The sequence below is a fragment of the Rehaibacterium terrae genome (assembly GCF_014202935.1).
Taxonomy (GTDB): Bacteria; Pseudomonadota; Gammaproteobacteria; order Xanthomonadales; family Xanthomonadaceae; genus Rehaibacterium; species Rehaibacterium terrae.
In genome coordinates this window covers 57,816-83,113 of sequence record NZ_JACHHX010000009.1, presented here as the reverse complement: position 1 = coordinate 83,113, position 25,298 = coordinate 57,816, and the positions used below count along the sequence as shown (strand labels likewise).

Genomic DNA, 25,298 nt, shown 5'->3' with positions numbered 1-25,298 from the left:
CGGTCTTGACGGAATTACTGCCCGGCGCCCGCCGGCGGTACCGGCTCGGGCACCTGGTTGCGGATCGCCGGAATGCTCTGCAGGTAGGCGAAGATCGCCTCCAGGTCCTCGTCGGTCATGTTGCGAAAGGCCGGCCAGGGCATCGGCGGCAGCAGTTCGCGGCCACGGCCCATGCGGCGGCCGTTGCGGATGGTGTCCTTGAAGTTCTCCACCGTCCACTTGCCCAGGCCGGTGTCCGCATCGGGCGTGAGGTTGGCGGTGTAGCTGATGCCCCAGGGACCGGCGATGGCGGTATTGCTGGTGGCCCAGGCCGCGATCCAGGGGCCCTCGGGCAGCTTCGGTGGTGGCGGCAGCGTCAGCGATTCGGGATGGCCGGAAAGCATGCGGCTCATGTCGGGCTCGGGGCCGTTCGGGCCATCCTTCCACGGCGTGTGGCAGTCGTGGCAGGCGCCGACGTTGACCAGGTATTTGCCGCGCTCGACGCGGGCGTCCTCGGCGAGGGCCGGCAGGGCGCAGCCCAGCGACAGCAGCAGGGCGGTGGCGCGGAGGAGGAAAACGGCGGGTTTCATCGTGTGGCTCCTGGGCTGGGGTGCAGGTCGTGCCCGATCCAGCGCCCGATCAGCTCGAGCGCCTCGGGGTCGGGGATGCGCGTGCCCAATGGCGGCATGCGGGCCATCGGGTTGCGGGTGCGCATGCGCTGCAACAGCACGCTGGCTTCCGCATCGCCCGGCGCGATCAGCGGCAGGTCGGCGGACGAACCATGCCCGCGGTAGCGCAGGCGGGTCTCGATCAGGGCCTTCAGCGCCTGCGCATCGTCGCGGTCGGCGCCGACCTGGCGCGACAGCGACAGATCGACCGGCACCGCCGGATCATCGGCGCTGGCGCGGTTGTGGCAGTGGCCGCAGTTGGCGTGCAGGTAGCCGAGCGTGGCGCGCTCGCTGGGCGAGCCGGCCCGGATCCGCGGCGGCTCGGCGAGCAGCTGCGGCGGCAGGTTGACCAGCTGGCCGCGCGCGACCAGGCCGGGCAGATCGGCGTCGCCCGGACGCAGCGGTTCGGCATTGGGCGCCAGCGGGTCGCGGTCGGGCGAGAGCTGCAGGGCGCTGAAGCCCAGCACCGGCACCTTGCCGCCCTCGTGGCAGGCACGGCAGTCGTCGCGCGAGGGAATGCGGTAGCGGCCGCCCGGCGCCTCGGGCGCCGGCAGGGCGGCGATGCCGCGCTCGGGGGCGAGCACGGCCTCGCTGCCGTCTTCATTCCACACGTAGGTGGCGAAGCGCCAAGCGCCATCGGGCAGGCGTTCGATCAGGCGCGTCTCGATCGGGCGGCCGTGCGAGAACTCCTTCCACAGCCGGGTGCCGGGCGGGAAGTCCCAGGCGTCCGGATCGGAGGCATCGATATGCGTGCCGGGCGGCAGGTACAGCCAGCGCCGCTTGCCCGCGCCGTCGGTCCACAGCGGGTACTGCGGCGTGAACGGCTGGTTGTCGGGATGGATCCGGCTCAGCGAACCGGGGACGTACAGGCCGGTGTCGGCCAGCCGTTCGGGTAGCGGCGGCGCGGCGGGCGGGGTCTCGGCGCTGGTGCCTGCCGGCAGCGGGGCGGCGGTGAATACGAGCAGCAGGGCGGCGAGCGGGGCGCGGGAGGAAGGCGGATGCATCTGCGGCCCGGAGATCGGGCAGAGTCAGTCGATCCCTTCCGCAAACGTGGGCCGTGGCGTGGGCCGGCCACAGGCCCGCGCGTCCGCCGGTCGTGCGGTGTGCTGCGGGGCAGGGCTCCGCCGGCGCCACCGGCGGAGCCGCCCTTCAGGCGGCCTCCGCCCGCGCCTTGCGCGGACCCTCGAGCAGAGCCTGGCGGACGTGGGCGATCACCAGCTCGACCTCGTCCTCGCCGATGCCGAAGTGCGGGGTGAAGCGCAGCGAGTTGGTGCCGCCGTGGATCACGCCGATGCCGCGTTCGCGCAGGTACTCCTCGGTGGAGCCGGCGCCGTAGCACTTGAAGGCCGGCGACAGCTCGCAGGAGAACAGCAGGCCGGTGCCCTGCACCTTGGTGATCAGGCCGCCGAGCTCTGCCCTGAGCGCCTCCAGGCGGTCGAGGAACAGCCGGCCCTTGGCACGGATGTTGGCGCGCAGGTCGGGGGTGAGGCTTTCCAGCACGGCCACGGCGACCTCCATCGCGCGCGGGTTGGTGGTCATGGTGTTGCCGTACACGCCCTTGCGGTAGAGGCCGGCGGCGCGCTCGTTCACCGCCAGCACGCTCAGCGGGTACTGGCCGGCGTTGAGTGCCTTGGAGTAGGTTTCCATGTCCGGCGCGGTCTGACCCTCGAAGCCCGGGTAGTCGACGATCGACAGCACGCCGTGCGCGCGCAGGCCGGCCTGGATCGAGTCCACCAGCAGCAGGCTGCCGTGGGCGGCGGTGAGTTCGCGGGCGGCGGCGTAGAAGGCCGGCGGCAGCGCGCGGCCGGGGTCGCCTTCGCCCATCACCGGCTCCAGGAACACCGCCTCGATGAACCAGCCCTTGGTTTCGGCCTCGGCGAAGGTCTGCCGGAGCTGCTCGACGCTGTAGGGCTCGATGGCGATCAGGCTGTCCTCGCCGCGGAAGCTGGCCAGGTGCTGCAGGTAGGTCTTGCGGCTGGAGTCGGAGTACAGCGCCGGCCGCTCGGTGCGGCCGTGGAAGGCGCCCTTGACCGCGATGCGCTTGATGGTGCGGCCGGCATGGCGCCCGCCGGCGTCGGTCATCAGCTTGGCGTTGACGTCGGCGATGCGCGCGGCCAGGGTGACCGACTCCGAGCCGGAGTTCAGGCACAGGAACTTCGCGTACGGGCATCCGCCGCGGGTGTGGCCGATCTCCCGGCGCAGCGCGCGCTCCAGCCGCAGCTGGGCGAGATTCGGGGTCATGATGTTGGCCATCGCCTGTGGCCGGCTCATCGCCTCCAGCACGGCGGCCGGCGTATGGCCGCCGCCGAGCATGCCGTAGCCGCCGCTGTCGTGGATCACCGCGCCCTTGAGGGTGACGATCCACGGCCCGCGCGCGGTCAGCGCCACGTAGGGGTTCACCGCGTCGTCCGGGTAGAAGTTGACGTAGCCGGCCTGCACGGCACGGATCTGCTCGGCCTCGTCGGCGCGCAGGAGGTCCTCGAACTCGCCGCCCTTGAGCGCCTGGAACTGCGCATGGGCCGCGTCGATGGCCTCGCGCAGGTCGGCATGCGTCGCCGCGAAGCGTTCGACGGTGGCGTCGTCCAGGCCGACGGTGCGGCGGGCGCCGCCGTAGTCGCGCAGTTCGTTGAGCTTGTCGATCAGGGTCATCGCGTCCTCCCGCCCCGGAAACAAAAAGGCGCGGATTTGCCCGCGCAGGTCCAAGTGGATTGAAAATCAATCACTTGCGTCGATCTTAGCACGCGAGCCCGGGGGGGCAGAACCCCCGTCCTGACATCTGTCAGCCGACAGGACTGACGGCGGCCACTGCCGCCGGCGGGGCGGGAGGACCACAGTAAGCGGCACCCAGGAGGTGCCCATGAATCCCGTCACCGCATCCCGCTCCGCCGCCACACCGCAGGCCTTTGGGCCGGTGCGGGCGACCGTTTCGCGGCGCGGGCGGTGGCGGCCTGGGGCGGGGACGACCCGCTCACCGACCGCGCACGGCAGGTGCTGCGGCTGGCCGATGAGGGCCTGGCCTCGGCGGAGATCGCCGCCGAGGCTGCGGCACGCGCCGTCCGGTGCCGGCGCTCGGACAGCCAGCGTCAGACATCGAGCGTGGCCAGGTCGCCCTTGGTTTCCAGCCAGGCCTTGCGGTCGGAGGCGCGCTTTTTCGACAGCAGCATGTCCATCAGCGCGTTCGTCTGGACGTCGTCATCGACGGTGAGCTGGACCAGCCGGCGGGTGTCGGGATGGATCGCCGATTCGCGCAATTGCTGCGGGTTCATCTCGCCCAGGCCCTTGAAGCGGGTGACGCTGACCGCGCCACGGATCTTCTCGCGCTCGATCTTCTCCAGCAGCAGGCGCTTTTCCTCCTCGTCCAGGGCGTAGAACACCTGCTTGCCGACATCGATGCGGAACAGCGGCGGCATGGCCACGAACACATGGCCGGCGCGCACCAGCGCCGGGAAGTGCCTGAGGAACAGCGCCGACAGCAGGGTGGCGATGTGCAGGCCGTCGGAGTCGGCGTCGGCCAGGATGATGATCTTGCCGTAGCGCAGGCCGGACAGGTCGTCCCTGCCCGGGTCGCAGCCGATGGCGACGGCCAGGTCGTGGACCTCCTGCGAGGCCAGCACCGCGCCGGATTCGACCTCCCAGGTGTTCAGGATCTTGCCGCGCAGCGGCAGGATCGCCTGGAAGTCCTTGTCGCGCGCCTGCTTGGCGCTGCCGCCGGCGGAGTCGCCCTCGACCAGGAACAGCTCGGTGCGCGAGAGATCCTGCGAGATGCAGTCGGCGAGCTTGCCGGGCAGGGCCGGCCCCTGGGTGATCTTCTTGCGGACGACCTGCTTCTCGCTCTTCAGGCGGGCGCTGGCGCGCTCGATGGCGAGCTGGGCGATCCTCTCGCCCAGCTCGACGTGCTGGTTGAGCCACAGCGAGAAGGCATCGTGCACGGCGCCCTCGACGAAGGCCGCGGCCTGGCGCGAGCTCAGGCGCTCCTTGGTCTGGCCGCTGAACTGCGGGTCGGTCATCTTCACGCTGAGGATGTAGGACACGCGGTCCCAGACGTCCTCCGGCGCCAGCTTGACGCCGCGCGGCAGCAGGTTGCGGAAGTCGCAGAATTCCCGCAGTGCGTCGGTCACGCCCGAGCGCAGCCCGTTGACGTGGGTGCCGCCCTGCGCGGTCGGGATCAGGTTGACGTAGCTCTCCTGCACCAGCTCGCCCTCCGGCAGCCAGCACATGGCCCAGTCGGCGGTCTCGGTGTCCTTGCTCAGCGCACCCACGAACAGCTCGGGCGGCAGGTAGTCGCGGTCGGCCAGCTGGGTGCGCAGGTAGTCGCGCAGGCCGTCCTCGTAGAACCACTCGCTGCGCTCGCCCGAGGCCTCGTCGAACAGCTTCACCGTGAGCCCCGGGCAGAGCACCGCCTTGGCGCGCAGCAGGTGCTTGAGCGGGCGCAGCGCGAATTTCGGGGTGTCGAAGTACTTCGGGTCCGGCCAGAAGCGCACGCGGGTGCCGGTGTTGCGCTTGCCGACGCTGCCGACGGTCTTCAGCGCCGAGTCGGTGTAGCCGTCGCGGAAGGCCATGTGGTACTCGCTGCCGTCGCGCCGGATGTACACATCGACCCGCTTGGACAGCGCGTTGACCACGCTCACGCCGACGCCGTGCAGGCCGCCGGAGAAGGTGTAGTTCTTGTTGCTGAACTTTCCGCCCGCGTGCAGCCGGGTCAGGATCAGCTCGACGCCGGGGATACCCTCCTCGGGGTGGATGTCCACCGGCATGCCGCGGCCGTCATCGTTCACCTCGCAACTGCCGTCGGCGTACAGCGTGACCTCGATGGTCTTGGCGTGCCCGGCCAGCGCCTCGTCCACCGCGTTGTCGATCACCTCCTGCGCCAGGTGGTTGGGGCGGGTGGTGTCGGTGTACATGCCGGGCCGGCGCTTGACCGGATCCAGGCCGGAGAGGACTTCGATGTCGGCGGCGTTGTAGCGGGAACTCACTTGCGGAACCTCGGGTCAAGCTGGCCCCAGGCGGGGCGGCGAAGGCGGGCAGGATGGCGGCTCGGGGGGGCGGCAGGCAAGCGCGCCGCTATCCGGCCGCGGCTCGCCGCCGTTCCGGTGGGCATGGGCGGTCGCGCACGGTTCAGGCGGGATTCGCCCGGGCCAGGGTATGCAGGCGCGACATCGAGCCGCCATGGGCGGGAGGAGGAGCCATGAAGCGTTCGCAGGTTTCCCGGATGATCGCCGTCGCCGCCCTGCTGGCGGTCATGACGGCCGGCGCCAGCGAGGTTCCCCGGCAGGTGCCGGCTACCGCTGCTGCCGCCGGGACGGAAGCCAGGCCGCAGCCGGAGCAGGAATCGGCCCCGAAGGCCCAAGGCAACAATCGCGGTTACGTGGTCGGCAAGGGTGGCGTGGCGCGCCTGCGTGATGGCGGCCCGGACCCGGCGGACCAGGGCGGGGCGGGGCAGGACGAGGTGGCTGCCAAGGCCCAAGGCAACAATCGCGGTTACGTGGTCGGCAAGGGCGGTGTGGCGCGCCTGCGCGGCGGCGGCCCGGGCAACGGGGAGTCGGAAGGCGACGGCGGATCGGTGGCGACGGACGGGAGCGCAGCGGCGCAGGCGGCCGCGGCCCCGATCGGTGTGAACGAACCCGGCGTCAACCGCGCGCCCAAGGGCGAGAACGACCCCGGACTCAGTCTCCGCACCAAGCACAAGAAGTCCGAAGGCGGCGACTGAATCGGGACCGGCCGGCGGCGCGCCGGCCGCGACAGCGGCCGCGCCGCCGCCGTGGCTTCGCCGTGATCGGGGGGAGCCGGTAGAATGGGGTTTTCCGGAACCCCAGATCCCATGACTCCCCTGATCTTCGTTACCGGCGGCGTGGTGTCCTCGCTCGGCAAGGGCATCGCGGCGGCCTCGCTGGCGGCCATCCTCGAGGCGCGCGGCCTCAAGGTCACCATGATGAAGCTGGATCCCTACATCAACGTGGATCCGGGCACGATGAGCCCCTTCCAGCACGGCGAGGTGTATGTCACCGACGACGGCGCCGAGACCGATCTGGACCTGGGCCACTACGAGCGCTTCGTCCGCACCCGGCTGACCCGCAAGAACTCCATCACCACCGGCCGGATCTACGAGAACGTGATCCGCAAGGAGCGCCGCGGCGACTACCTCGGCGCCACCGTGCAGGTGATCCCCCACATCACCGACGAGATCAAGCGCTGCATCGACGAGGCCACCGCCGGCTTCGACGTGGCGCTGGTGGAGATCGGCGGTACCGTGGGCGACATCGAGTCGCTGCCGTTCCTGGAGGCGATCCGCCAGATCCGCATCGAGCGCGGGCCGGACCGGGCCATCTTCATGCACCTGACGCTGGTGCCGTACATCGCCGCCGCCGGCGAGCTCAAGACCAAGCCGACCCAGCATTCGGTGAAGGAGCTGCGCTCGATCGGCATCCAGCCCGACATCCTCATCTGCCGCTCCGAGCAGCCGCTGCCGGCCAGCGAGCGGCGCAAGATCGCGCTGTTCACCAACGTGCCGGAGAAGGCCGTGGTCTCGGCGGTGGACCTGGACAACATCTACAAGATCCCGCTCTGGCTGCACGCGCAGGGGCTGGACGAGATCGTGGTCGAGCGGCTGCGGCTGCAGGCCAATCCGGCCGACCTGTCCGAGTGGCAGGCGGTGGTCGATGCCATGGAGCACTCGGTCGACGAGGTGACCGTGGCGGTGGTCGGCAAGTACGTCGACCATGCCGATGCCTACAAGTCGCTGACCGAGGCGCTCAAGCACGGCGGCCTGCGCCAGCGGACCCGGGTCAATCTGCGCTGGGTCGAGTCCGAGCAGGTCGAGAAGCAGGGCACCGGCATCCTCGATGGCGTCGATGCCATCCTCGTCCCCGGCGGCTTCGGCGATCGCGGTTTCGAGGGCAAGGTGCTCACGGCGAAGTACGCGCGCGAGAACCGCATCCCCTATTTCGGCATCTGCTACGGCATGCAGGCCGCGGTGGTCGATTTCGCCCGCCACGTGGCCGGGCTGGAAGGCGCCAACAGCACCGAGAACGACCGCCATGCCGCGCACCCGGTGATCGGCCTGGTGACCGAGTGGCGCACCGCCACCGGCGAGATCGAGCGCCGCAGCGAGGATTCCGACCTCGGCGGCACCATGCGCCTCGGCCTGCAGGAGTGCCGCCTCAAGGCCGGCACCAAGGCCCGCGAGATGTACGGCAAGGACGTCGTCGCCGAGCGCCATCGGCACCGTTACGAGTTCAACAACCGCTACCGCTCGCAGCTGGAAGAGGCCGGGCTGGTGATCTCGGCCAAGTCGATGGACGACCTGCTGGTGGAGATGATCGAACTGCCGGATCACCCGTGGTTCGTCGCCTGCCAGGCGCACCCGGAGTTCCTGTCCACACCGCGCGACGGCCATCCGCTGTTCATCGGCTTCATCCGCGCCGCACGCGAGCACAAGGCCGGCGGGCGGCTGCTGAAAGAGGCCCAGGCATGACGGGCAGCATGGCCCACCGCGGGTCAATGCGGATCGGCGCGGATCGAGAGCGCGATGCGGAACTCATCCGCGTCCATCCGCGTGGACCCGTGCCCCAATCGGAATTCGCCCCATGAAGCTTTGTGGTTTCGAGGTCGGCCTCGACCAGCCATTCTTCCTGATCGCCGGCCCCTGCGTGGTCGAGTCGATGCAGTTGCAACTCGACACCGCCGGCGCGCTCAAGGAGATCACCGGCAAGCTCGGCATCCCGTTCATCTTCAAGTCGAGCTTCGACAAGGCCAACCGCAGCTCGGGCGACAGCTTCCGCGGCCCGGGGCTGGAGGAGGGGCTGAAGGTGCTGGCCGAGGTCAAGCGCCAGATCGGCGTGCCGGTGCTCACCGACGTGCACGAGTACACGCCGATGCACGAGGTCGCCGCCGTGGTCGACGTGCTGCAGACCCCGGCCTTCCTGTGCCGGCAGACCGACTTCATCCAGAACGTGGCCCGCGCCGGCCTGCCGGTGAACATCAAGAAGGGCCAGTTCCTCGCGCCGTGGGACATGAAGCATGTCGTCGCCAAGGCCAGGGCCGTCGGCAACGAACGGATCATGGTCTGCGAGCGCGGCGTCAGTTTCGGCTACAACAACCTCGTCTCCGACATGCGCTCGTTGGCGGTGATGCGCGAGACCGGCTGCCCGGTGGTGTTCGACGCCACCCACTCGGTGCAGTTGCCGGGCGGGCAGGGCGCCAGCTCCGGCGGCCAGCGCGAGTTCGTGCCGGTGCTGGCGCGCGCCGCGGTCGCCGCCGGCATCGCCGGCCTGTTCGCCGAGACCCACCCCGCCCCCGACAAGGCCCTCTCCGACGGCCCCAACGCCTGGCCGCTGGGCAGGATGGCGGCGCTGCTGGAGACGCTGGTCGAGCTCGACCGCGTGGTGAAAGCCGGCGCATTCATTGAGATGCAGTGATGCGTATTTCCAAGGCTGTCGCTATTTTCCTTGCAGCGCTGGCATTGATACTGGTCGGTGTGGCAACGATATCCCATCGCAAGGTGTCTCAAGAGCGCGCTGAAATATCGCGGGCTGTGAGATCTCAAGTAGTTTATGCGGAACAGGCACTCCTAGGGTGGTGTGAGGCTGGAGGCTATTTGGCGGCCACTAAGAGGTCCGCGAAGGTGGTTGCCAGCATTGATGCCTCAGTTATCTCTATCCAGGATATGGCTATGGATAGGAATGCTGAGCATGTGGCAGCGTCTGTCATATACCTTCGCGCGGTTGGAGATTACTTGTCTGCAATCGTCAGCGTCGGTACTTGGTTGGAATCGCCTCTTTGGCCGATTGAACAGCAGCTTGCTAATCTTGATAACCTCGGCGTCATGGACAGGGTGCGCCTTTTTCATCGGCTTACTGCCGACGAGCAGGCTCGTTTTGAATCCGGAGAACCACTAGCCTCAGTCGGTAAAAGAGCTGCCGATGAGCTTTTCCAAGAGAGCGTTTCTACGCTTGAGCAAAGGCGAGGCAGACTGGTGGATGTGTATCGGAAATTGATTGAATCTGCGGTCGTTGCACGGGATGAATTGAGTGCTGATGCAGTGTTCTCGCAGGCGCAGCTTGATGCGCTTCACGATTGTGTATTGAAAACAGTTTCTAAGGTAATAAGTCGAGGAGCCGACCAATGAATGTTGCAACAATTAAAAGTGTCCACGCCCGCGAAATCCTCGACTCGCGCGGCAATCCCACCCTCGAAGCCGAAGTCACGCTGAGCAGCGGCCACATGGGCCGCGCGGCGGTGCCGTCCGGCGCATCCACCGGCACCAAGGAGGCGGTGGAGCTGCGCGACGGCGACAAGACCCGCTACCTCGGCAAGGGCGTGCGTCGCGCGGTCGCCAACGTCAACGAAACGATCGCCGCGGCGCTGGCCGGCTTCGACGCCGCCGACCAGGCCGGACTGGACGCGAAGCTGATCGCGCTCGACGGCACCGACAACAAGGGCCGCCTCGGCGCCAACGCGCTGCTCGGCGTGTCGCTGGCCAGCGCGCATGCGGTGGCCGCGGCCCGCGGCCTGCCGCTGTGGGCGCACCTGGCCCAGGGGCGCGAGGTGTCGCTGCCGGTGCCGATGATGAACATCGTCAACGGCGGCGCGCATGCCGACAACAACGTCGACATGCAGGAGTTCATGGTGCTGCCGGTCGGCTTCGACAGCTTCTCCGAGGCACTGCGCGCCGGCACCGAGGTGTTCCACGCGCTCAAGGCGGTGCTCAAGTCGCGCGGCCTGAGCACGGCCGTGGGCGACGAGGGTGGCTTCGCGCCCGACCTGCGCTCCAACGAGGAGGCGGTCGAGACCATCCTGGAGGCCATCGGCAAGGCCGGCTACACCGCCGGCGAGGACATGCTGCTGGGTCTGGACGTGGCCAGCTCGGAGTTCTACGACAACGGCAAGTACAACCTGGTCGGCGAGGGCAAGCGCCTGTCCAGCGAGCAGTTCGTCGACTTCCTCGCCGACTGGTGCGGCAAGTACCCGATCCTCACCGTCGAGGACGGCATGGCCGAACACGACTGGGACGGCTGGAAGCAGCTCACCGACAGGCTCGGCAAGACCGTGCAGCTGGTCGGCGACGACCTGTTCGTCACCAACCCGAAGATCTTCCGCGAGGGCATCGACAAGGGGATCGGCAACGCCATCCTGATCAAGGTCAACCAGATCGGCACCCTGACCGAAACCCTGGAGGCCATCGCCATGGCCGACGCCGCGCGCTATGCCGCGGTGATCTCGCATCGCAGCGGCGAAACCGAGGACACCACCATCGCCGACATCGCCGTGGCCACCACCGCCACCCAGATCAAGACCGGCTCGCTGTGCCGTACCGACCGCGTCGCCAAGTACAACCAGCTGCTCCGCATCGAGGAAGCGCTGGGCGCGCGGGCGCGCTATGCTGGCCGCGACGCCTTCCCCAACCTCAAACGCTGACACCACCGCCCACGAGGCACCACCCACGTGCTCAGACTGCTGGCCCTCGCCCTGCTTGGCCTGCTCGTGTTCCTGCAGGTCAAGCTCTGGGGCGGCCACGGAGGCAGGCACGAGGTTCGGCGGCTGGAACAGGCGGTACAGGCGCAGCAGGCCGAGAACGAGCAGCTCAGGCGGCGTAACGATGCCCTCGCCGCCGAGGTCGAGGATCTCAAGGAAGGCGAGGATGCGGTCGAGGAGCGGGCCCGCTCGGAGCTGGGGATGATCAGGCCGGGCGAGGTGTTCTACCGTGTCGTGGAGCCGTCCGCCGACGTGCTGGACAAGGGGAGGGAGAAGCGATGAGCTGGGTCGTCGTGCCTGCCGCCGGTTCGGGGCGCCGTTTCGGCGGCGCCTTTCCCAAACAGTACCTGCTGCTCGATGGGCAGCCGCTGATCGGACACACGCTCGACCGGCTGGCCGGCCATCCGGCCATCGACGGCATCGTGGTGGTGCTGGCCGCGCAGGATCCGCACTGGCCGGGTTGGCGCGAGCGCTGCGGCAAGCCGGTGCTGACCTGTGTCGGCGGCGCCGAGCGCGCCGACTCGGTGCTGGCCGGCCTGCGCGCGCTGCCGTCCTCGGTGAGCGACGACGAGTTCGTGCTGGTGCACGACGCCGCCCGTCCCTGCCTGCGCGCCGCCGACCTGGAGGCGCTGATCGAACAGGGCCAGCGGCATCCGGTCGGGGCGCTGCTGGCGGCACCGGTGCGGGACACCTTGAAGCGCGGCGACGACGAGCTGGCCGTGCTCGGCACCGAGCCGCGCGACGGCCTCTGGCGGGCGCTGACCCCGCAGATGTTCCGCCGTGGCGGCCTCACCCGCGCGCTGGAAGCCGCGCTGTCGGCCGGCGTCGCCGTCACCGACGAGTCGATGGCGATGGAGCGGCTCGGCCTGCGTCCGCTGCTGGTCGAAGGCAGCGAGGACAATATCAAGGTGACCACCCCGGCCGATCTGGCGCTGGCGGAGTTCGTGCTGTCGCGGGGGTAGGGAGTCGGTAACCGGTGCCCGCCAACCAGTAGCCGGTAGCCGGAAAAACACAGGCGTCCGGCGGCTTTCGCTTGCGCCGGAGGGATGGTTCCGGAACGTTCTTCCCGGTTCCCGACTAAACTTCCCCCATGACCCAACCCATCCGCATCGGCCAAGGCTTCGACGTCCACGCCTTCGGCGACGGCGATCACGTGATGCTGGGCGGCGTGCGGATCCCGCACACGCGCGGGGTGCTGGCGCATTCCGACGGCGATGTGGCGATCCATGCGCTGTGCGACGCGATCCTGGGCGCGCTGGCGCTGGGCGACATCGGCAAGCATTTCCCACCCTCCGATCCGCGCTGGAAGGATGCCGACAGCCGCTGCTTCCTGCGCCAGTGTGCGCGGCTGATGCACGAACACGGCTACGCGCTCGGCAATGCCGACATCACGGTGATCTGCGAGCGGCCCAAGGTCGCTCCGCATGCCGAGGAAATGCGCGTGCATCTCGCCGCCGACCTCGGCGTCGGCGTCGGCCAGATCAGCATCAAGGCCACCACCAGCGAGACGCTCGGCTTCACCGGTCGCGGCGAGGGCATCGCCGCGCTCGCCGTGGCCCTGCTGGTGCGCGCGTGAGCGGCGAAGCGTTCGGTCCGCCGGTGCTGGCGGCGCGGATCCGGACCGTGCCGGAGGATTTCCGCGTCGAGGAGCTCGACGGCTTCGCGCCGGCCGGGGAGGGTGAGCATCTGCTGCTGACGGTCGAGAAGCGCGGCATGAACACCGCCTTTGCCGCCAAACGCATCGCCGCCTGGGCGGGTGTTCCGGAAATGGGCATCGGCTACGCCGGCCTGAAGGATCGCCACGCGGTGACCGTGCAGCGGTTCAGCGTGCATCTGCCCAGGCGCGTCGCGCCGGACCTGGCGGGGCTGCAGTCGGACGACCTGCGCGTGCTCCGCGCCGACTGGCACCACCGCAAGCTGCCGCGCGGCGCGCTGGCGGGCAACCGTTTCGTGCTGGTGCTGCGCGAGGTGCGCGGCGAGCGCGATGCGATCGAGGCGCGGCTGACGCGGATCGCCGCCGAGGGTGTGCCCAATCATTTCGGCGAGCAACGGTTCGGCCGCGACGGCGACAACGTCGAGAACGCGCGGCGCATGTTCGCCGGTCGTCGGGTCAAGCGCGAGCAGCGCGCGCTGCTGCTCTCGGCCGCACGCGCGGCGCTGTTCAACGCCGTGCTCGACGCCCGCGTGAACGACGGCTCCTGGCGCACCGGGCTCGACGGCGAGGTGTGGATGCTCGACGGCAGCCGCAGCGTGTTCGGTCCCGAGCCGATGGACGAGACGCTGGCGGCACGGCTGCGCGACTTCGACATCCACCCCAGCGGGCCGCTGTGGGGGCGTGGCGAGCTGCGCAGCCGGGGCGCGGCGCGCGCCGTCGAGGAGGCCGCGTTGGCGCCGTTCGCCGACCTCCGGGCCGGGCTGGAGGCGGCCGGGCTGCGCCAGGAGCGTCGCGCGCTGCGCCTGCGCCCGGCCGGGTTCGCCTGGGAATGGCCGGCGGAAGACATGCTGCGCCTGCGTTTCGTCCTCCCGGCGGGTGCATACGCGACCGCGGTGTTGGCACAGCTGGGCGAGGTCGCCTCGGCCGTGCCGGACCTCGCCTGACGGCTCGCCGGCAGGTCCGGGGCAGAGGGGCCCGGCGGCGCCGGGCCGCACTCGACCGCGCCCGGGCTTCACCCGGCTGCGGCGAAATCCATGGCCAGCGGCGACCGGCCCGCGAGGCGAGCCAGTCCCGGCCTGCCGGAGCACGGGGTCTCGGCAGCCGGCAGGCAGCGCAGCCTGCGCGGCCGTGTGCGTCGACGCTGCGGGCGGGCCATCCTGCGGGCGCGGAGAGGCGTACACTGGCACTGGTGCCCGGTACCGGCCGGGCGGCCGGCGCCGGACGTCAGCCGGGCCCGTGGGGCCCGGGGAGGATGTGTCATGCGCAACTTGCTGATGGTGGCTGCACTCGCATCACTGGCGGCCTGTGCCGGCCGTGGCGAGCTCAGGGCGACCGAGCAGCAGACGGCCAGCCTCCGCCAGGATGCGGAGTACATCGCCGCGGTCGAGCGGATCGCGCGGCGCCGGGGCGTGCAGGTGTACTGGGTCAATCCGCCTCAGCGTCGCTCGGATGAAGATCGGCCTTACTGAATCGGCCGCCGCGCTCACCCGGGCGGTAACGGGCCAGCAGCACCAGCACCGCGCCGGTGCCGCCCTGCGCCGGTGGCGCCGAGGCGTAGGCCAGCACGTCGGCGCGTTGCGACAGTAGCCGGTCGACCAGCCCCTTGAGCACCGGTCCGTCGGCCTTGGAGTGCAGGCCCTTGCCGTGCACCACCCGCACGCAGTGACGGCCGCGCGCGCGCGACTCGCGCAGGAATTCGCGCAACACCGTTTCCGCCAGCGCCGCGTTCATCCGGTGCAGGTCGATCTCGTCCTGCACGGCGTACAGGCCGCGCTTGAGCCGCTTGAGCACGCGCTCGGGCACTTCCGGCCGGCGGTAGGCCAGTGGTTCGGCCAGGTTCGCGTCCAGCCCCTCGAAAGGCGCCTGTCGCGAGGCACGCAGCGCCTGGATCTCGTCCGACTCGCGCTGGCGAGGCGTGGCCTCGGGTTTGCGCCGGCTGGCGGCGGATCCTTCGGCGATTTCGATGCGCCGCACCGGACCCACCGCGTCGCGGAACAGCGCGGCATCGTCCGCATCGACCCGGGTTGGCTTGCGTCGCATGCGGCCAGCTTAGCAGGCCGTTGGAAAACAGCCTGCCAGGCGAGCCAGGGATGGCTCGCCGCGCAGATCGATCACGGCAAGTGATTGATCTGTCGCAAGCGAGTCCGGACATGCGCTGGGCGTGCGCCACGAAAAACGCGCAGGGAGCGCGTTTCTCGACCGGCTGTCAGCGCCGTTCCGGGACGCGGCGGGCGTCGGCACCATCCGGTATCATTCGATGCCCGATCGACGGAAGGATCCATGCGCGTACTCGTAAGCAACGACGACGGCGTCGATGCCCCGGGCATCCGGGTGCTGGCCGAGGGGCTGCGCGCCGCCGGGCACGAAGTGCTGGTGGTCGCCCCCGACCGCGACCGTTCCGGCGCCAGCAACTCGCTCACGCTCGACCGGCCGATCCGCGTCAAGCAGGTCGGCGACAATGTCTGGAGCGTGGCCGGCACGCCGACCGACTGCGTCCATCTCGCCCTCACCGGTCTGCTCGACCGCGAGCCGGACATCGTGGTGTCGGGCATCAACAACTTCGCCAACATGGGCGACGACGTGATCTATTCGGGCACGGTCGCGGCGGCGATGGAGGGGCGCTTCCTCGGGCTGCCGGCCATCGCCATGTCGCTGGCCACCGACGACCACAACGGCCGGCATTTCGACACCGCCGCGCGCGCCGCGCGCGAGATCATGGCGCGGCTGCTGGTCGATCCGCTGCCGGCCGACACCATCCTCAACGTCAACGTGCCCGACCGGCCGTGGGATACGCTGCGCGGCTTCGAGGTCACCCGTCTGGGCAACCGCCACCGCTCGGAAGCCTGCGTGCCGATGACCGATCCGCGCGGCCGGCCGGTGTACTGGATCGGCCCGGCCGGCGCCGAGCAGGATGCCGGTCCCGGCACCGACTTCCACGCCGTGCGCACGGGGCACATCTCGATCACCCCGATCCATGTCGATCTGACGCGCTACCAGGCGCTGGAGAAGGTCGCGAGCTGGGTCGGCGGGCTCACCCAGGCTCTGGCAAGCGACGCATGACTCCAAGGTTCCGCACCCGCCCTGAGGCCAGCGGCCTGGGCATGACCTCGCAGCGCGCGCGTGACCGCATGGTCGAGCGCCTGCGCAGCGAGGGCGGCATCCGCGACGAGCGCGTGCTGACCGCGATGCGCACCGTGCCGCGACATCTGTTCATCGACGAGGCGCTGGCTTCGCGTGCCTACGAGGACACCGCGCTGCCGATCGGTTGTGGCCAGACCATCTCGCAGCCGTGGGTGGTGGCGCGGATGACCGAAGCCCTGCTGGAGGACGGCATCCCCCGGCGCGTGCTCGAGGTCGGCACCGGCTCCGGCTACCAGGCCGCGGTGCTGGCCGTGCTGGTGCCGGAGGTGTACAGCGTCGAGCGCATCGACGAGCTGCTGCGCCAGGCGCGACGGCGCTTCCGCAAGCTCGGCTTCGAGAACCTGCGCACCCGCCACGACGACGGCCGCAGCGGCTGGCCGGATGCGGCGCCGTTCGACGCCATCATCGTCACCGCCGCCGGTACCCTGATCGACCCGGCGCTGGTCGAGCAGCTCGCGGTGGGCGGCGTGCTGGTCGCCCCGGTCGGCGGCTCCTCCGGGCAGCAACTGATCCGCCTGCGCAAGACCGCCGAGGGCGTCGAGCAGGAAAGCCTCGGCGCGGTGTCGTTCGTGCCGTTGGTGCCGGGCGTCGGCTGATGCGGATCTTCGGGCCGATCTACGACCGCTGTCTGCGCTGGGCCGCGCACCACCGTGCGCCGGGTTATCTGGCGGCGATGAGCGCCGCCGAGTCGGTGGTGTTCCCGGTGCCGCCGGACGTGATGCTGGCGCCGATGACGCTGGCGCAGCCGAAGCGCTGGTGGCGTCTGGCGCTCATCTGCACGATCGCCTCGGTGGTCGGCGGCCTGCTCGGCTACGCGCTGGGCAGCTACGCGCTGGACGCGGTCTGGCCGTGGATCGAGCGGCTCAGCTGGAGCCAGCGCTTCTTCCAGGTGCAGGCGCTGTTCGAGCGCTACGGTTTCTGGATCGTGTTCGTCGCCGGTTTCACGCCGATCCCGTACAAGGTGTTCACCCTCGCCTCCGGCGCCGCCGGCATGGGCCTGCTGCCGTTCGTGCTGGGTTCGCTGATCGGTCGCGGCGGCCGCTTCTTTCTGGTCGCCGGGCTGGTCGCGTTCGGCGGCGAGCCGCTGGAGCGGCTGATCCGCCGCTATGTCGAATGGCTGGGCTGGGCGGTGGCGGTGCTCGTCATCGCCGGCCTGATCTGGTGGGAGCTGCGCGGATGAAGTCCGGTCACGTGCTCTGGCTGCTGGTGCTGGTGACACTGCTCGCGGCCTGCGGGCGTTCCACCGTGGTCCGGCGCGAGCGCGTGTACGAGCCGCCGCGCCATGCGACCCCGGCGCGCCCGGTGACCGGCGCGCACGAGTACGTGGTCGTGCGCGGCGACACCCTGTACGGCATCGCGTTCCGCCATGGTCTGGACTACCGCGACGTCGCCGCCTGGAACGGTATCGGCCCGCCCTACACGATCTATCCCGGCCAGCGCATCCGTCTCGCGCCCGCCGGCCGCATCGCCGCCACACCGCCGCCGGCCGCGCGGCCGGCGCCCGCAAGGCCGCCCGCCAGCGAGCCGGCGCGACCGGCAGCGCCTCCGCCGCAGCAACCGGCACCGGCCGTCGCGCCGTCGCCGTCACAAACACCGGCGCCCACGTCTGCACCGCCGGTCGCCGGCGGCCCGGTGCGCTGGCAGTGGCCGGCGCAGGGGCAAATCGTCGGCCGCTTCGTCGCCGGCGATCCGACCAGGCAGGGCATCGACATCGCCGGCAACGGCGGACAGCCGGTGCTGGCGGCCGCGGACGGTGTGGTGGTGTATTCCGGCGCCGGTCTGGTCGGCTATGGCGAGCTGATCATCGTCAAGCACACCGACGAGTGGTTGTCGGCCTACGGCCACAACCGCCGCCGGCTGGTCGAGGAGGGCCAGGCGGTGCGCGCCGGCCAGCAGATCGCCGAGATGGGCCGCACCGGCGCCAGTCGCGACATGCTGCATTTCGAGATCCGCCGCAACGGCCGCCCGGTCGATCCACTGACGCTGCTGCCGCCGCGCTGAGGCGCGCGGGCTCAACCAGGCAGCACGAACGCCGCTACCACGCGCCGCCCCTCGGCGGCCAGCACGTTGAAAGTGCGGGCGGCGGCGGCGCTGTCCATCACCTCGATGCCGATGCCGCGGGTCAGGCAGGCGGCCATCACGGCCGGAGCCGGGAAGCGCTGGCGTCCGCCGGTGCCGAGCAGCACCACTTCCGGGTCCAGCGCCAGGATGGCGTCCATGTCGGCGGCCTGCAGTTCGCCGGCGTGCGCCCACTCCTCGACCAGCCTGTGTGGGGTCAGGATGAAGCTGCGGCGCAGCTCGCGGTCGTTGACCAGCACATGGTCCGCGCGCACGGCGCGCGGCACGTAGCGGAAGTCGGGCAGTTCCTGGCTGAGCTGCATGGGTGCGGGTTCAGCGCGGCAGGACGACCTGCGGCTTGTCCTTGCTGCGGCGATAGAGCACGGCGGTGTTGCCGATCCGCTGCACCAGCGCGGCGCCGGCGCGGTCGGCGAGCTCGGCGATCCAGGCGTCACGGGTTTCGCGGTCCTCGGCGGCGAACTTCACCTTCAGCAGCTCGTGGTGTTCCAGCGCGCCGTCCAGTTCGGCCAGCAGCCCGTCGGTGATGCCCTTGGCGCCGACCAGGATGACCGGCTTGAGCGGGTGGGCGAGGCCGCGCAGGTAGCGCTTCTGGGCGGCGGAGAGGGCAATGGCCATGACGTCCGGGGGAGCGGGGAGCGGGCCGCAAAGGGTATCATGGGCGCCCGATCCCGACCCCGTGCCCATGGCCCGCAGCAAGAGCAGCCACCGCTGGCTCCGCGAGCATTTCAGCGACCCGTACGTGAAGAAGGCCCAGGCCGAGGGCCTGCGCTCGCGCGCGGCCTTCAAGCTGGAGGAGCTGCTGGAGCGCGACCGCCTGCTCCGGCCGGGCATGGTGGTGGTGGACCTGGGCGCCGCCCCGGGCGGTTGGTCGCAGATGGTGCGCCGGGCGCTGGGCGACCGCGGCCGGGTGATCGCGCTGGACATCCTGGACATGCCGCCGATCGCCGGGGTGGAGTTCCTTCACGGCGACTTCAGGGAGGCCGAGGCACTGTCGCGGCTGGAGGCCGCCCTGGCTGGCGAGCCGGTGGACCTTGTGCTCTCCGACATGGCCCCCAATATGACCGGGGTGAGCGCGGTCGATCAGCCCGCCTCGATGTATCTGGTCGAACTGGCCCGGGATTTCGCCGATGCCCACCTGAAACCGGGCGGGGCCTTTCTGGTCAAACTTTTCATGGGCGCGGGCTTCGACGACTACGTCCGCGAGCTGCGCAAGCGCTACGACAAGGTGGCGATCCGCAAGCCCAAGGCTTCGCGCAGCCGCTCGCCCGAGGTCTACGCGCTGGCGACCGGCAAGCGCGCGCGGTAGGGTGAAGGTGCCGGCGTGGCCGGCACGCAACTGCAAGGGATACGAATGAACGATCTGGCCAAGAATCTGCTGCTCTGGGTGATCGTCGCCGTCGTGCTGATGGCGGTGTTCCAGAGCTTTTCGCCGCGTGGTGCCGGTACGCAGGCCCTGGCCTACGATCAGTTCATCCATCTGGTCCGCAGCAATTCCGTGGCCAAGGTCCACATCGACGAGGACCGGGTGACCATCCGCGGCGAGCGCAAGGACGGTACCCGCTTCATCACCTACAACCCGGGTGACAAGGATCTGGTCAACGACCTGCTCGAGCACCGCGTGGCGATCGAGCAGGCGCCGCCGCCGAGCGGCCCCTCGCTGACCTACATCCTGATCAACCTGCTGCCGTACCTGATCTTCATCGGCATCTTCATCTTCTTCATGCGGCAGCTGCAGTCCGGCGGCGGCGGCAAGGGGGCGATGAGCTTCGGCCGTTCGCGCGCCAAGATGCAGAGCGAGGACCAGGTCAAGGTCAATTTCTCCGACGTGGCCGGTTGCGACGAGGCCAAGGAGGAGGTCGGCGAGCTGGTCGAATTCCTGCGCGATCCGGGCAAGTTCCAGCGGCTGGGCGGCAAGATCCCGCGCGGCGTGCTGATGGTCGGCCCGCCCGGCACCGGCAAGACCCTGCTGGCCCGCGCCATCGCCGGCGAGGCCAAGGTGCCGTTCTTCAGCATCTCCGGCTCGGACTTCGTCGAGATGTTCGTCGGTGTCGGCGCCAGCCGCGTCCGCGACATGTTCGAGCAGGCCAAGAAGCACGCGCCCTGCATCATCTTCATCGACGAGATCGACGCGGTCGGCCGCCACCGCGGCGCGGGCCTGGGCGGCGGCCACGACGAGCGCGAGCAGACCCTCAACCAGTTGCTGGTCGAGATGGACGGCTTCGAGGGCACCGAGGGCGTGATCGTCATCGCCGCCACCAACCGCCCCGACGTGCTCGACCCGGCCCTGCTGCGTCCGGGCCGCTTCGACCGCCAGGTCGTGGTCGGTCTGCCCGACGTCAAGGGCCGCGAGCAGATCCTGAAGGTGCACATGCGCCGCGTGCCGCTGGCCGAGGACGTCGATCCGATGGTGATCGCCCGCGGCACCCCGGGCTTCTCCGGCGCCGACCTGGCCAATCTGGTCAACGAGGCGGCGCTGTTCGCCGCCCGCGAGAACGCCAAGGAAGTGCGCATGGAGCACTTCGACCGCGCCCGCGACAAGATCCTGATGGGCGCCGAGCGGCGCTCGATGGCGATGAGCGAGGAGGAGAAGAAGCTCACCGCCTACCACGAGGCCGGTCATGCCATCGTCGGCCGCCTGGTGCCGGAGCACGACCCGGTCTACAAGGTCACCATCATCCCGCGCGGCCGTGCCCTTGGCGTGACCATGTACCTGCCCGAGGGCGACAAGTACAGCTTGAACAAGACCGCGATCGAATCGCAGCTGTGCTCGCTGTATGGCGGCCGCGTGGCCGAGGAGCTGATCTTCGGCGAGCACAAGGTCACCACCGGTGCCTCCAACGACATCGAGCGTGCCACCAAGCTGGCCCGCAACATGGTCACCAAGTGGGGCCTGTCCGACGAGATGGGGCCGGTGGCCTACGGCGAGCAGGAGGACGAGGTCTTCCTCGGCCGCTCGGTGACGCAGCACAAGAACGTCTCGGACGAGACCGCGCGCAAGATCGACGAGGTCGTCCGCAGCATCCTCGACAAGGCCTACGCGCGGACCAAGCAGATCCTCACCGAGAACATCGACAAGCTCCACCTCATGGCCGAGGCCCTGCTGACCTACGAGACCATCGACGCGCAGCAGATCGACGCCATCATGGAAGGCCGCCGCCCGCCGCCGCCGGCCGACTGGGGCAAGACCGGTCGTGCGCCGCCGGGCGACGACACGCCCGCCCCCGACGCCATCGGTGGGCCGGCGCCGCAGGCGTGAGCCCACGACAGACGAGCCCCTCTCCGGAGGGGCTCGCGCGTTGTGGGGCGGGGATCGGGAAAGGCAAAGGCGAGGAGTGTCAGGTGCGGCCACGGACACACGCTTGCTTGCAGACACGAAACGGCACGGGATTCCCGCTTGCGCGGGAATGACGATGCCGTCAGGCTTGCCCGAGTCCCGAGTCCCGAGTCCCGAGTCCCGAGTCCCGAGTCCCGATCATGTTCGACGATCCCGGTCTCCCCGTCCTCGACTGTGCCGGCCGCGTGCTGAAGCTCGACCTGCCGCGCGTGATGGGCATCGTCAATGTCACCCCCGATTCGTTTTCCGACGGCGGCGCGCACGCCAGCGTGGAGGCCGCTGTCGCTCACGGCCTGCGGCTGGTGGAGGAGGGCGCGGACCTGCTCGACGTCGGCGGCGAATCCACACGCCCGGGCGCGGACGAGGTGCCGGTGGCGGAAGAGCTGCGGCGGGTGATTCCCGTGATCGAGCGGCTGGCGAAGCAGACCGCCGTGCCGATCTCGGTCGACACCTCCAAGCCGGAAGTGATGCGCGCCGCGATCGCCGCCGGCGCCGGCATGATCAACGACGTCCGTGCGCTGCGCCGCGACGGCGCGCTCGACGCCGCGGCCGGACTCGGGGTGCCGGTGGTGCTGATGCACATGCAGGGCGAGCCGCGTGGCATGCAGGATGCGCCGCACTACGAGGACGTCGTCGCCGAGGTGCACGGCTTCCTCGCCCAGCGCGTGTTCGCCTGCGAGATGGCGGGCATTCCGAAGAATCGCCTCGTCCTCGACCCCGGCTTCGGTTTCGGCAAGACGCTGGAGCACAACCTGGCGCTGCTGGCGCAGCTCGGGCGTTTCGCCGAACTGGGCTGCACCGTGCTGGCCGGCCTGTCGCGCAAGCGGATGATCGGCGCGCTGACCGGCCGCGAGGTGGACGACCGCGTCGCCGGTTCGGTGGCCGCTGCGCTGATCGCCGTACAGCGCGGCGCGCGGCTGGTGCGCGTGCACGACGTCGCGCCGACGGTCGATGCGCTCAAGGTGTGGAATGCCGTGGCCGCGCAGCCGGTGCCGAAAGCCCGACCCGCCGCGCCGGCGATGCCGCGCTGGCCGGACGACGACTGAGCGGACACTCCTGTGCTGGTCACGGAATCGTCAGTGTGATGCAAGTGCCCGCCGCCAAAGCGGTTGCGCGGACTGTCCACAGGCTTTCCCCGGCGCTTGTCCACATCGGCTGTGGAAAACGCCAGGTGTGCCGGGGCGGCATGAGCCGCACGTCCGGCGGTTCGGTTGGCCCTTGCCCGCGAGCGCGACGCAAGCCGCGGTCACGGTGTCTTCTTCGCGTTCCGGCTGCGACCCCCATCGCCGCCGGCGGTGGACGACAGCGTCGTCCCTACACGGAGGCCGGCGTGTCGCGGAATGTGCGCACGCGCGGGTCGATCACCCGGAACCACAGCGGCGGCAGCAGCGCCAGCACGAACATCGCCGCATAGCCGCCGGGCAACTGCGGGCTCTCGGGGTGGTGCAGCAGCGCCGGGTAGCGCCGGCGCGGCGTCTCGTGGTGGTCGGAGTGGCGCTGCAGCTGGAACAGCAGCAGGTTGCTGAGCGCGTAGTCCGAATTCCAGCTGTGCAGGCGGGTGGGCCGCTCGTAGCGGCCGTCCGGCAGACGTCGCCGCTCCAGTCCGTAGTGCTCGACGTAGTTGATGACCTCCAGCGAGCAGGCGGCGAAGAGGCCCTGAGCAAGGAAGAACAGCAGGCCCGCGCCGCCGAGCGACCACGCGAACGTGCCAGTCAGCGCCAGCCACAGTGCCGTCCAGCCGATCAGTTCGTTGCGCCAGTGCCACCACGGCAGGCCGCGACGACGCAGGCGCGCGGCCTCCAGCCGCCAGGCGTTGACGGTGTTGCGCCAGAGCGCGCGCGGCAGGAAATGCCACAGGCTCTGGCCGAGCCGGGCGCTGGACGCGTCCGCGGGCGTCGCGACATGGACATGGTGGCCGCGCACGTGCTCGATCTTGAAGCCGTGGTAGCCGACGGTGGTGAGCAGCACGCCGCCGACCACGCCCTGCGACAGCAGCCAGCCGGCGGCGCCGATCGGCCCGTAATCGGCCTCGACGAAGTGCCGGCCCGACCAGGCGAGCAGCCATGCCTGCACCGGCAGCGCGAGCAGGGGCAGGGCGCGAAACCAGAGGGAATTCTCCAATGCCGCCATCTGCGCGGCGTCGGGATTGCGCGGGTCGTGACCGATGGCGTAGTCGGCCAGCGGCAGCAGCACGAACAGGAACAGCAGCGGGAACCAGGCGGCGGCGTCCGGCGCGCCCGTGGCCACGCCCAGCCAGGCCGCGGCCGGCATCAGTGCCGGCACGACGAAAACCAGCAGGAAACCCAGCGACTTCCAGCGCGGCATCGGGCAACCTCCGGAGCGGGATGCGCACCAGCGTACTCCGGCAGTAGGCCGGCGCAAGCGGGCCGGTTAAGCTTGGCCGCTGCGCCGCGCCGCGCCGCCAACGGGGACCCCGCGCATGACCGCCTTCTCGCCGCTGTACATCACCTTCGCCGTCTACATCGTGGTGATGATCGGCATCGGCTTCGTCGCCTACCGTTTCACCCGCAGCTTCGACGACTACATCCTCGGCGGCCGTCGCCTGGGCAGCTTCGTCACCGCGCTGGCCGCCGGCGCCTCGGACATGAGCGGCTGGCTGCTGCTCGGGTTGCCCGGCGCGCTGTTCGCCAGCGGACTGGCCGAGAGCTGGATCGCCATCGGACTGACCCTCGGCGCCTGGCTGAACTGGACGCTGGTCGCCGGCCGGCTGCGGGTGTATACCGAGCGCACCCACAATTCGCTGACGCTGCCGGACTACTTCACCTACCGTTTCGAGGACGACAGCCGAGTCCTGCGCGTGCTGTCGGCCGTGGTGATCCTGGTGTTCTTCGCGGTCTACGCCTCGTCCGGCATCGTCGCCGGCGCGCGCCTGTTCGAGAGCGTGTTCGGCGTGCCCTACGCGACCGCCCTGTGGGTCGGCGCGGCGGCGACGGTGACCTACACCTTCGTCGGCGGCTTCCTGGCGGTGAGCTGGACCGACACCGTGCAGGCCAGCCTGATGTTCCTGGCGCTGATCGTCACGCCGATCGCGGTGATCCATGCCGGCGGCGGCCTCACCACCAGCCTGGCGGCGATCGAGGCGGCCGATCCGGCCTATCTCGATTTCTTCCGCGGCACTTCGCTGGTCGGGATCGTCTCGCTGATGGCCTGGGGGCTGGGCTACTTCGGCCAGCCGCACATCCTGGCGCGCTTCATGGCGGCCGAGTCGGTGCGGGCGATCCCGGCCGCGCGGCGGATCGCCATGACCTGGATGATCCTGTGCCTGCTCGGCGCGATGGGCGTGGGCCTGTTCGGCATTGCCTGGTTCCTGGGGCACCCGGCGCAGGCCGACGCGGTGCTGGCCAACCCCGAGCGCGTGTTCATCGCGCTGGTCGGCGTGCTGTTCAATCCGTGGCTGGCCGGCATCCTGCTCTCGGCCATCCTGGCCGCGATCATGAGCACGCTCAGCGCCCAGCTGCTGGTGTGCTCCAGCGCGCTGACCGAGGATTTCTACAAGCCCTTCATCCGCCCGCGCGCCAGCCAGCGCGAGCTGGTGTGGGTGGGGCGCTTGACCGTGCTCGGCGTGGCGCTGCTGGCGATCGGCCTGGCCGCCGACCCGGACAGCCGCGTGCTCGGGCTGGTCAGCTATGCCTGGGCCGGCTTCGGCGCCGCCTTCGGCCCGGTGGTGGTGATCTCGCTCATGTGGAAGCGCATGACCCGCAACGGCGCGCTGGCCGGCATGCTGGTCGGTGCGGCGACGGTGATCGTGTGGAAGCAGTTCGGCTGGTTCGGACTGTACGAGATGGTGCCTGGCGTGCTGCTCGCTTCGCTGGCGATCTGGCTGGTCAGCCGCGCCGACCGCGCGCCCTCGGCGACCATCCAGGCCACCTTCGACCAGGTGCAGGCCGAGCTGCAGGCCGCGCGCGGTTGATCCGGCCGTGACCGATTCCCGCGCGGACCGCCGCCCGCTGGC

General features: G+C 70.2%; 26 protein-coding genes. 18 read left to right on the top strand and 8 right to left on the bottom strand.

Going from position 1 to position 25,298, the window contains the following annotated elements; genetic code table 11:
* Positions 1–14: 14 nt before the first annotated feature.
* The 4 genes from HNQ58_RS07795 to parE all read right to left on the bottom strand — a co-directional run bounded on the left by HNQ58_RS07795 (position 15) and on the right by parE (position 5,620).
* The gene (locus HNQ58_RS07795; RefSeq protein ID WP_183948346.1) at positions 15–569 is read right to left on the bottom strand and encodes a c-type cytochrome; all 555 of its coding nucleotides are present in this window, start codon (positions 567–569) and stop codon (positions 15–17) included.
* Positions 566–1,651, bottom strand: coding sequence for a hypothetical protein (locus HNQ58_RS07790; RefSeq protein WP_183948345.1), 1,086 nt, complete (start codon positions 1,649–1,651; stop codon positions 566–568). The genes HNQ58_RS07795 and HNQ58_RS07790 overlap by 4 nt, the downstream gene beginning before the upstream one ends.
* 145 nt (positions 1,652–1,796) lie before the next feature.
* On the bottom strand, positions 1,797–3,296 hold the full coding sequence (locus HNQ58_RS07785) for an aminotransferase class III-fold pyridoxal phosphate-dependent enzyme (protein ID WP_183948344.1): 1,500 nt from the start codon (positions 3,294–3,296) through the stop codon (positions 1,797–1,799).
* Between the two features lie 434 nt (positions 3,297–3,730).
* A complete protein-coding gene (gene parE, locus HNQ58_RS07780) occupies positions 3,731–5,620 on the bottom strand; it encodes a DNA topoisomerase IV subunit B (RefSeq protein ID WP_183948343.1) in 1,890 nt (629 codons plus the stop codon).
* Positions 5,621–5,832: 212 nt separating this feature from the next.
* On the opposite strand from parE, the gene HNQ58_RS07775 reads away from it, so the two are divergent.
* The 10 genes from HNQ58_RS07775 to HNQ58_RS07730 all read left to right on the top strand — a co-directional run bounded on the left by HNQ58_RS07775 (position 5,833) and on the right by HNQ58_RS07730 (position 14,240).
* The gene (locus tag HNQ58_RS07775) at positions 5,833–6,354 is read left to right on the top strand and encodes a hypothetical protein (protein ID WP_183948342.1); all 522 of its coding nucleotides are present in this window, start codon (positions 5,833–5,835) and stop codon (positions 6,352–6,354) included.
* 111 nt (positions 6,355–6,465) lie between these two features.
* The gene (pyrG, locus tag HNQ58_RS07770) at positions 6,466–8,118 is read left to right on the top strand and encodes a CTP synthase (RefSeq protein WP_183948341.1); all 1,653 of its coding nucleotides are present in this window, start codon (positions 6,466–6,468) and stop codon (positions 8,116–8,118) included.
* 112 nt (positions 8,119–8,230) lie between these two features.
* Positions 8,231–9,061, top strand: coding sequence for a 3-deoxy-8-phosphooctulonate synthase (gene kdsA, locus HNQ58_RS07765; RefSeq protein ID WP_183948340.1), 831 nt, complete (start codon positions 8,231–8,233; stop codon positions 9,059–9,061).
* On the top strand, positions 9,061–9,771 hold the full coding sequence (locus HNQ58_RS07760) for a hypothetical protein (protein ID WP_183948339.1): 711 nt from the start codon (positions 9,061–9,063) through the stop codon (positions 9,769–9,771). The genes kdsA and HNQ58_RS07760 overlap by 1 nt, the downstream gene beginning before the upstream one ends.
* Positions 9,768–11,060: a phosphopyruvate hydratase gene (gene eno / locus HNQ58_RS07755; RefSeq protein ID WP_183948338.1), complete on the top strand. Its 1,293-nt coding sequence runs from the start codon at positions 9,768–9,770 to the stop codon at positions 11,058–11,060. Before HNQ58_RS07760 ends, eno begins: the two co-directional genes overlap by 4 nt.
* A gap of 27 nt (positions 11,061–11,087) precedes the next feature.
* Positions 11,088–11,399: a cell division protein FtsB gene (gene ftsB / locus HNQ58_RS07750; RefSeq protein ID WP_183948337.1), complete on the top strand. Its 312-nt coding sequence runs from the start codon at positions 11,088–11,090 to the stop codon at positions 11,397–11,399.
* Positions 11,396–12,079, top strand: a complete 684-nt coding sequence (gene ispD / locus HNQ58_RS07745; protein ID WP_183948336.1) for a 2-C-methyl-D-erythritol 4-phosphate cytidylyltransferase — start codon at positions 11,396–11,398, stop codon at positions 12,077–12,079. The genes ftsB and ispD overlap by 4 nt, the downstream gene beginning before the upstream one ends.
* Before the next feature lie 128 nt (positions 12,080–12,207).
* Positions 12,208–12,693, top strand: coding sequence for a 2-C-methyl-D-erythritol 2,4-cyclodiphosphate synthase (gene ispF, locus HNQ58_RS07740; RefSeq protein ID WP_183948335.1), 486 nt, complete (start codon positions 12,208–12,210; stop codon positions 12,691–12,693).
* Positions 12,690–13,715 carry a tRNA pseudouridine(13) synthase TruD gene (gene truD, locus HNQ58_RS07735; RefSeq protein WP_183948334.1) on the top strand — a complete coding sequence of 342 codons (1,026 nt, stop codon included), beginning with the start codon at positions 12,690–12,692 and terminating at the stop codon, positions 13,713–13,715. The genes ispF and truD overlap by 4 nt, the downstream gene beginning before the upstream one ends.
* Before the next feature lie 315 nt (positions 13,716–14,030).
* Positions 14,031–14,240, top strand: coding sequence for a hypothetical protein (locus HNQ58_RS07730; RefSeq protein WP_183948333.1), 210 nt, complete (start codon positions 14,031–14,033; stop codon positions 14,238–14,240).
* Here HNQ58_RS07730 and HNQ58_RS07725 read toward each other — a convergent pair.
* Complete coding sequence (locus HNQ58_RS07725; protein ID WP_183948332.1) at positions 14,197–14,811, bottom strand: Smr/MutS family protein; 615 nt, start codon at positions 14,809–14,811, stop codon at positions 14,197–14,199. The genes HNQ58_RS07730 and HNQ58_RS07725 overlap by 44 nt on opposite strands.
* Before the next feature lie 240 nt (positions 14,812–15,051).
* Here HNQ58_RS07725 and surE point away from each other — a divergent pair, with 240 nt between their 5' ends.
* Genes surE through HNQ58_RS07705 form a run of 4 tightly spaced genes read left to right on the top strand, consistent with a single transcriptional unit; the run spans position 15,052 to position 17,913 of the window.
* Positions 15,052–15,831: a 5'/3'-nucleotidase SurE gene (surE, locus tag HNQ58_RS07720; protein WP_183948331.1), complete on the top strand. Its 780-nt coding sequence runs from the start codon at positions 15,052–15,054 to the stop codon at positions 15,829–15,831.
* The gene (locus tag HNQ58_RS07715) at positions 15,828–16,508 is read left to right on the top strand and encodes a protein-L-isoaspartate(D-aspartate) O-methyltransferase (protein WP_183948330.1); all 681 of its coding nucleotides are present in this window, start codon (positions 15,828–15,830) and stop codon (positions 16,506–16,508) included. The genes surE and HNQ58_RS07715 overlap by 4 nt, the downstream gene beginning before the upstream one ends.
* Positions 16,508–17,092: a YqaA family protein gene (locus tag HNQ58_RS07710; RefSeq protein WP_183948329.1), complete on the top strand. Its 585-nt coding sequence runs from the start codon at positions 16,508–16,510 to the stop codon at positions 17,090–17,092. Before HNQ58_RS07715 ends, HNQ58_RS07710 begins: the two co-directional genes overlap by 1 nt.
* Entirely contained in the window at positions 17,089–17,913 is an 825-nt protein-coding gene (locus HNQ58_RS07705) for a peptidoglycan DD-metalloendopeptidase family protein (RefSeq protein ID WP_183948328.1), read from the top strand. The genes HNQ58_RS07710 and HNQ58_RS07705 overlap by 4 nt, the downstream gene beginning before the upstream one ends.
* Positions 17,914–17,924: 11 nt before the next feature.
* Here the strand turns inward: HNQ58_RS07705 and HNQ58_RS07700 are convergent, their stop codons facing one another.
* Together HNQ58_RS07700 and yhbY are read right to left on the bottom strand one after the other, a co-directional pair.
* Entirely contained in the window at positions 17,925–18,293 is a 369-nt protein-coding gene (locus tag HNQ58_RS07700) for an Mth938-like domain-containing protein (protein WP_183948327.1), read from the bottom strand.
* A gap of 10 nt (positions 18,294–18,303) precedes the next feature.
* Positions 18,304–18,606 (bottom strand): ribosome assembly RNA-binding protein YhbY, encoded by a 303-nt coding sequence (gene yhbY / locus HNQ58_RS07695; protein WP_183948326.1) that lies wholly within the window; start codon positions 18,604–18,606, stop codon positions 18,304–18,306.
* 67 nt (positions 18,607–18,673) lie between these two features.
* Between yhbY and rlmE the strand changes: the two genes are divergently transcribed.
* The 3 genes from rlmE (at position 18,674) to folP (ending at position 22,371) form a co-directional block, all read left to right on the top strand.
* Entirely contained in the window at positions 18,674–19,297 is a 624-nt protein-coding gene (gene rlmE / locus HNQ58_RS07690; protein WP_183948325.1) for a 23S rRNA (uridine(2552)-2'-O)-methyltransferase RlmE, read from the top strand.
* 45 nt (positions 19,298–19,342) lie between these two features.
* Complete coding sequence (gene ftsH / locus HNQ58_RS07685) at positions 19,343–21,247, top strand: ATP-dependent zinc metalloprotease FtsH (protein WP_183948324.1); 1,905 nt, start codon at positions 19,343–19,345, stop codon at positions 21,245–21,247.
* A gap of 218 nt (positions 21,248–21,465) precedes the next feature.
* Complete coding sequence (gene folP / locus HNQ58_RS07680) at positions 21,466–22,371, top strand: dihydropteroate synthase (protein ID WP_183948323.1); 906 nt, start codon at positions 21,466–21,468, stop codon at positions 22,369–22,371.
* Positions 22,372–22,639: 268 nt separating this feature from the next.
* On the opposite strand, the gene HNQ58_RS07675 is transcribed toward folP, so the two are convergent.
* On the bottom strand, positions 22,640–23,650 hold the full coding sequence (locus tag HNQ58_RS07675; protein ID WP_183948322.1) for an alkane 1-monooxygenase: 1,011 nt from the start codon (positions 23,648–23,650) through the stop codon (positions 22,640–22,642).
* A gap of 115 nt (positions 23,651–23,765) precedes the next feature.
* On the opposite strand from HNQ58_RS07675, the gene putP reads away from it, so the two are divergent.
* A complete protein-coding gene (gene putP, locus HNQ58_RS07670; protein ID WP_183948321.1) occupies positions 23,766–25,256 on the top strand; it encodes a sodium/proline symporter PutP in 1,491 nt (496 codons plus the stop codon).
* Positions 25,257–25,298: the final 42 nt, after the last annotated feature.

What these genes read in the sequence shown, in the direction of transcription:
- HNQ58_RS07795 (WP_183948346.1), bottom strand. Translation starts at nt 569, where the DNA reads ATGAAACCCGCCGTTTTCCTCCTCCGCGCCACCGCCCTGCTGCTGTCG.
- HNQ58_RS07790 (WP_183948345.1), bottom strand. Translation starts at nt 1,651, where the DNA reads ATGCATCCGCCTTCCTCCCGCGCCCCGCTCGCCGCCCTGCTGCTCGTA.
- HNQ58_RS07785 (WP_183948344.1), bottom strand. Translation starts at nt 3,296, where the DNA reads ATGACCCTGATCGACAAGCTCAACGAACTGCGCGACTACGGCGGCGCC.
- HNQ58_RS07775 (WP_183948342.1), top strand. Translation starts at nt 5,833, where the DNA reads ATGAAGCGTTCGCAGGTTTCCCGGATGATCGCCGTCGCCGCCCTGCTG.
- pyrG (WP_183948341.1), top strand. Translation starts at nt 6,466, where the DNA reads ATGACTCCCCTGATCTTCGTTACCGGCGGCGTGGTGTCCTCGCTCGGC.
- kdsA (WP_183948340.1), top strand. Translation starts at nt 8,231, where the DNA reads ATGAAGCTTTGTGGTTTCGAGGTCGGCCTCGACCAGCCATTCTTCCTG.
- HNQ58_RS07760 (WP_183948339.1), top strand. Translation starts at nt 9,061, where the DNA reads ATGCGTATTTCCAAGGCTGTCGCTATTTTCCTTGCAGCGCTGGCATTG.
- eno (WP_183948338.1), top strand. Translation starts at nt 9,768, where the DNA reads ATGAATGTTGCAACAATTAAAAGTGTCCACGCCCGCGAAATCCTCGAC.
- ispD (WP_183948336.1), top strand. Translation starts at nt 11,396, where the DNA reads ATGAGCTGGGTCGTCGTGCCTGCCGCCGGTTCGGGGCGCCGTTTCGGC.
- ispF (WP_183948335.1), top strand. Translation starts at nt 12,208, where the DNA reads ATGACCCAACCCATCCGCATCGGCCAAGGCTTCGACGTCCACGCCTTC.
- HNQ58_RS07730 (WP_183948333.1), top strand. Translation starts at nt 14,031, where the DNA reads ATGCGCAACTTGCTGATGGTGGCTGCACTCGCATCACTGGCGGCCTGT.
- HNQ58_RS07725 (WP_183948332.1), bottom strand. Translation starts at nt 14,811, where the DNA reads ATGCGACGCAAGCCAACCCGGGTCGATGCGGACGATGCCGCGCTGTTC.
- surE (WP_183948331.1), top strand. Translation starts at nt 15,052, where the DNA reads ATGCGCGTACTCGTAAGCAACGACGACGGCGTCGATGCCCCGGGCATC.
- HNQ58_RS07715 (WP_183948330.1), top strand. Translation starts at nt 15,828, where the DNA reads ATGACTCCAAGGTTCCGCACCCGCCCTGAGGCCAGCGGCCTGGGCATG.
- HNQ58_RS07710 (WP_183948329.1), top strand. Translation starts at nt 16,508, where the DNA reads ATGCGGATCTTCGGGCCGATCTACGACCGCTGTCTGCGCTGGGCCGCG.
- HNQ58_RS07705 (WP_183948328.1), top strand. Translation starts at nt 17,089, where the DNA reads ATGAAGTCCGGTCACGTGCTCTGGCTGCTGGTGCTGGTGACACTGCTC.
- HNQ58_RS07700 (WP_183948327.1), bottom strand. Translation starts at nt 18,293, where the DNA reads ATGCAGCTCAGCCAGGAACTGCCCGACTTCCGCTACGTGCCGCGCGCC.
- yhbY (WP_183948326.1), bottom strand. Translation starts at nt 18,606, where the DNA reads ATGGCCATTGCCCTCTCCGCCGCCCAGAAGCGCTACCTGCGCGGCCTC.
- rlmE (WP_183948325.1), top strand. Translation starts at nt 18,674, where the DNA reads ATGGCCCGCAGCAAGAGCAGCCACCGCTGGCTCCGCGAGCATTTCAGC.
- ftsH (WP_183948324.1), top strand. Translation starts at nt 19,343, where the DNA reads ATGAACGATCTGGCCAAGAATCTGCTGCTCTGGGTGATCGTCGCCGTC.
- folP (WP_183948323.1), top strand. Translation starts at nt 21,466, where the DNA reads ATGTTCGACGATCCCGGTCTCCCCGTCCTCGACTGTGCCGGCCGCGTG.
- HNQ58_RS07675 (WP_183948322.1), bottom strand. Translation starts at nt 23,650, where the DNA reads ATGCCGCGCTGGAAGTCGCTGGGTTTCCTGCTGGTTTTCGTCGTGCCG.
- putP (WP_183948321.1), top strand. Translation starts at nt 23,766, where the DNA reads ATGACCGCCTTCTCGCCGCTGTACATCACCTTCGCCGTCTACATCGTG.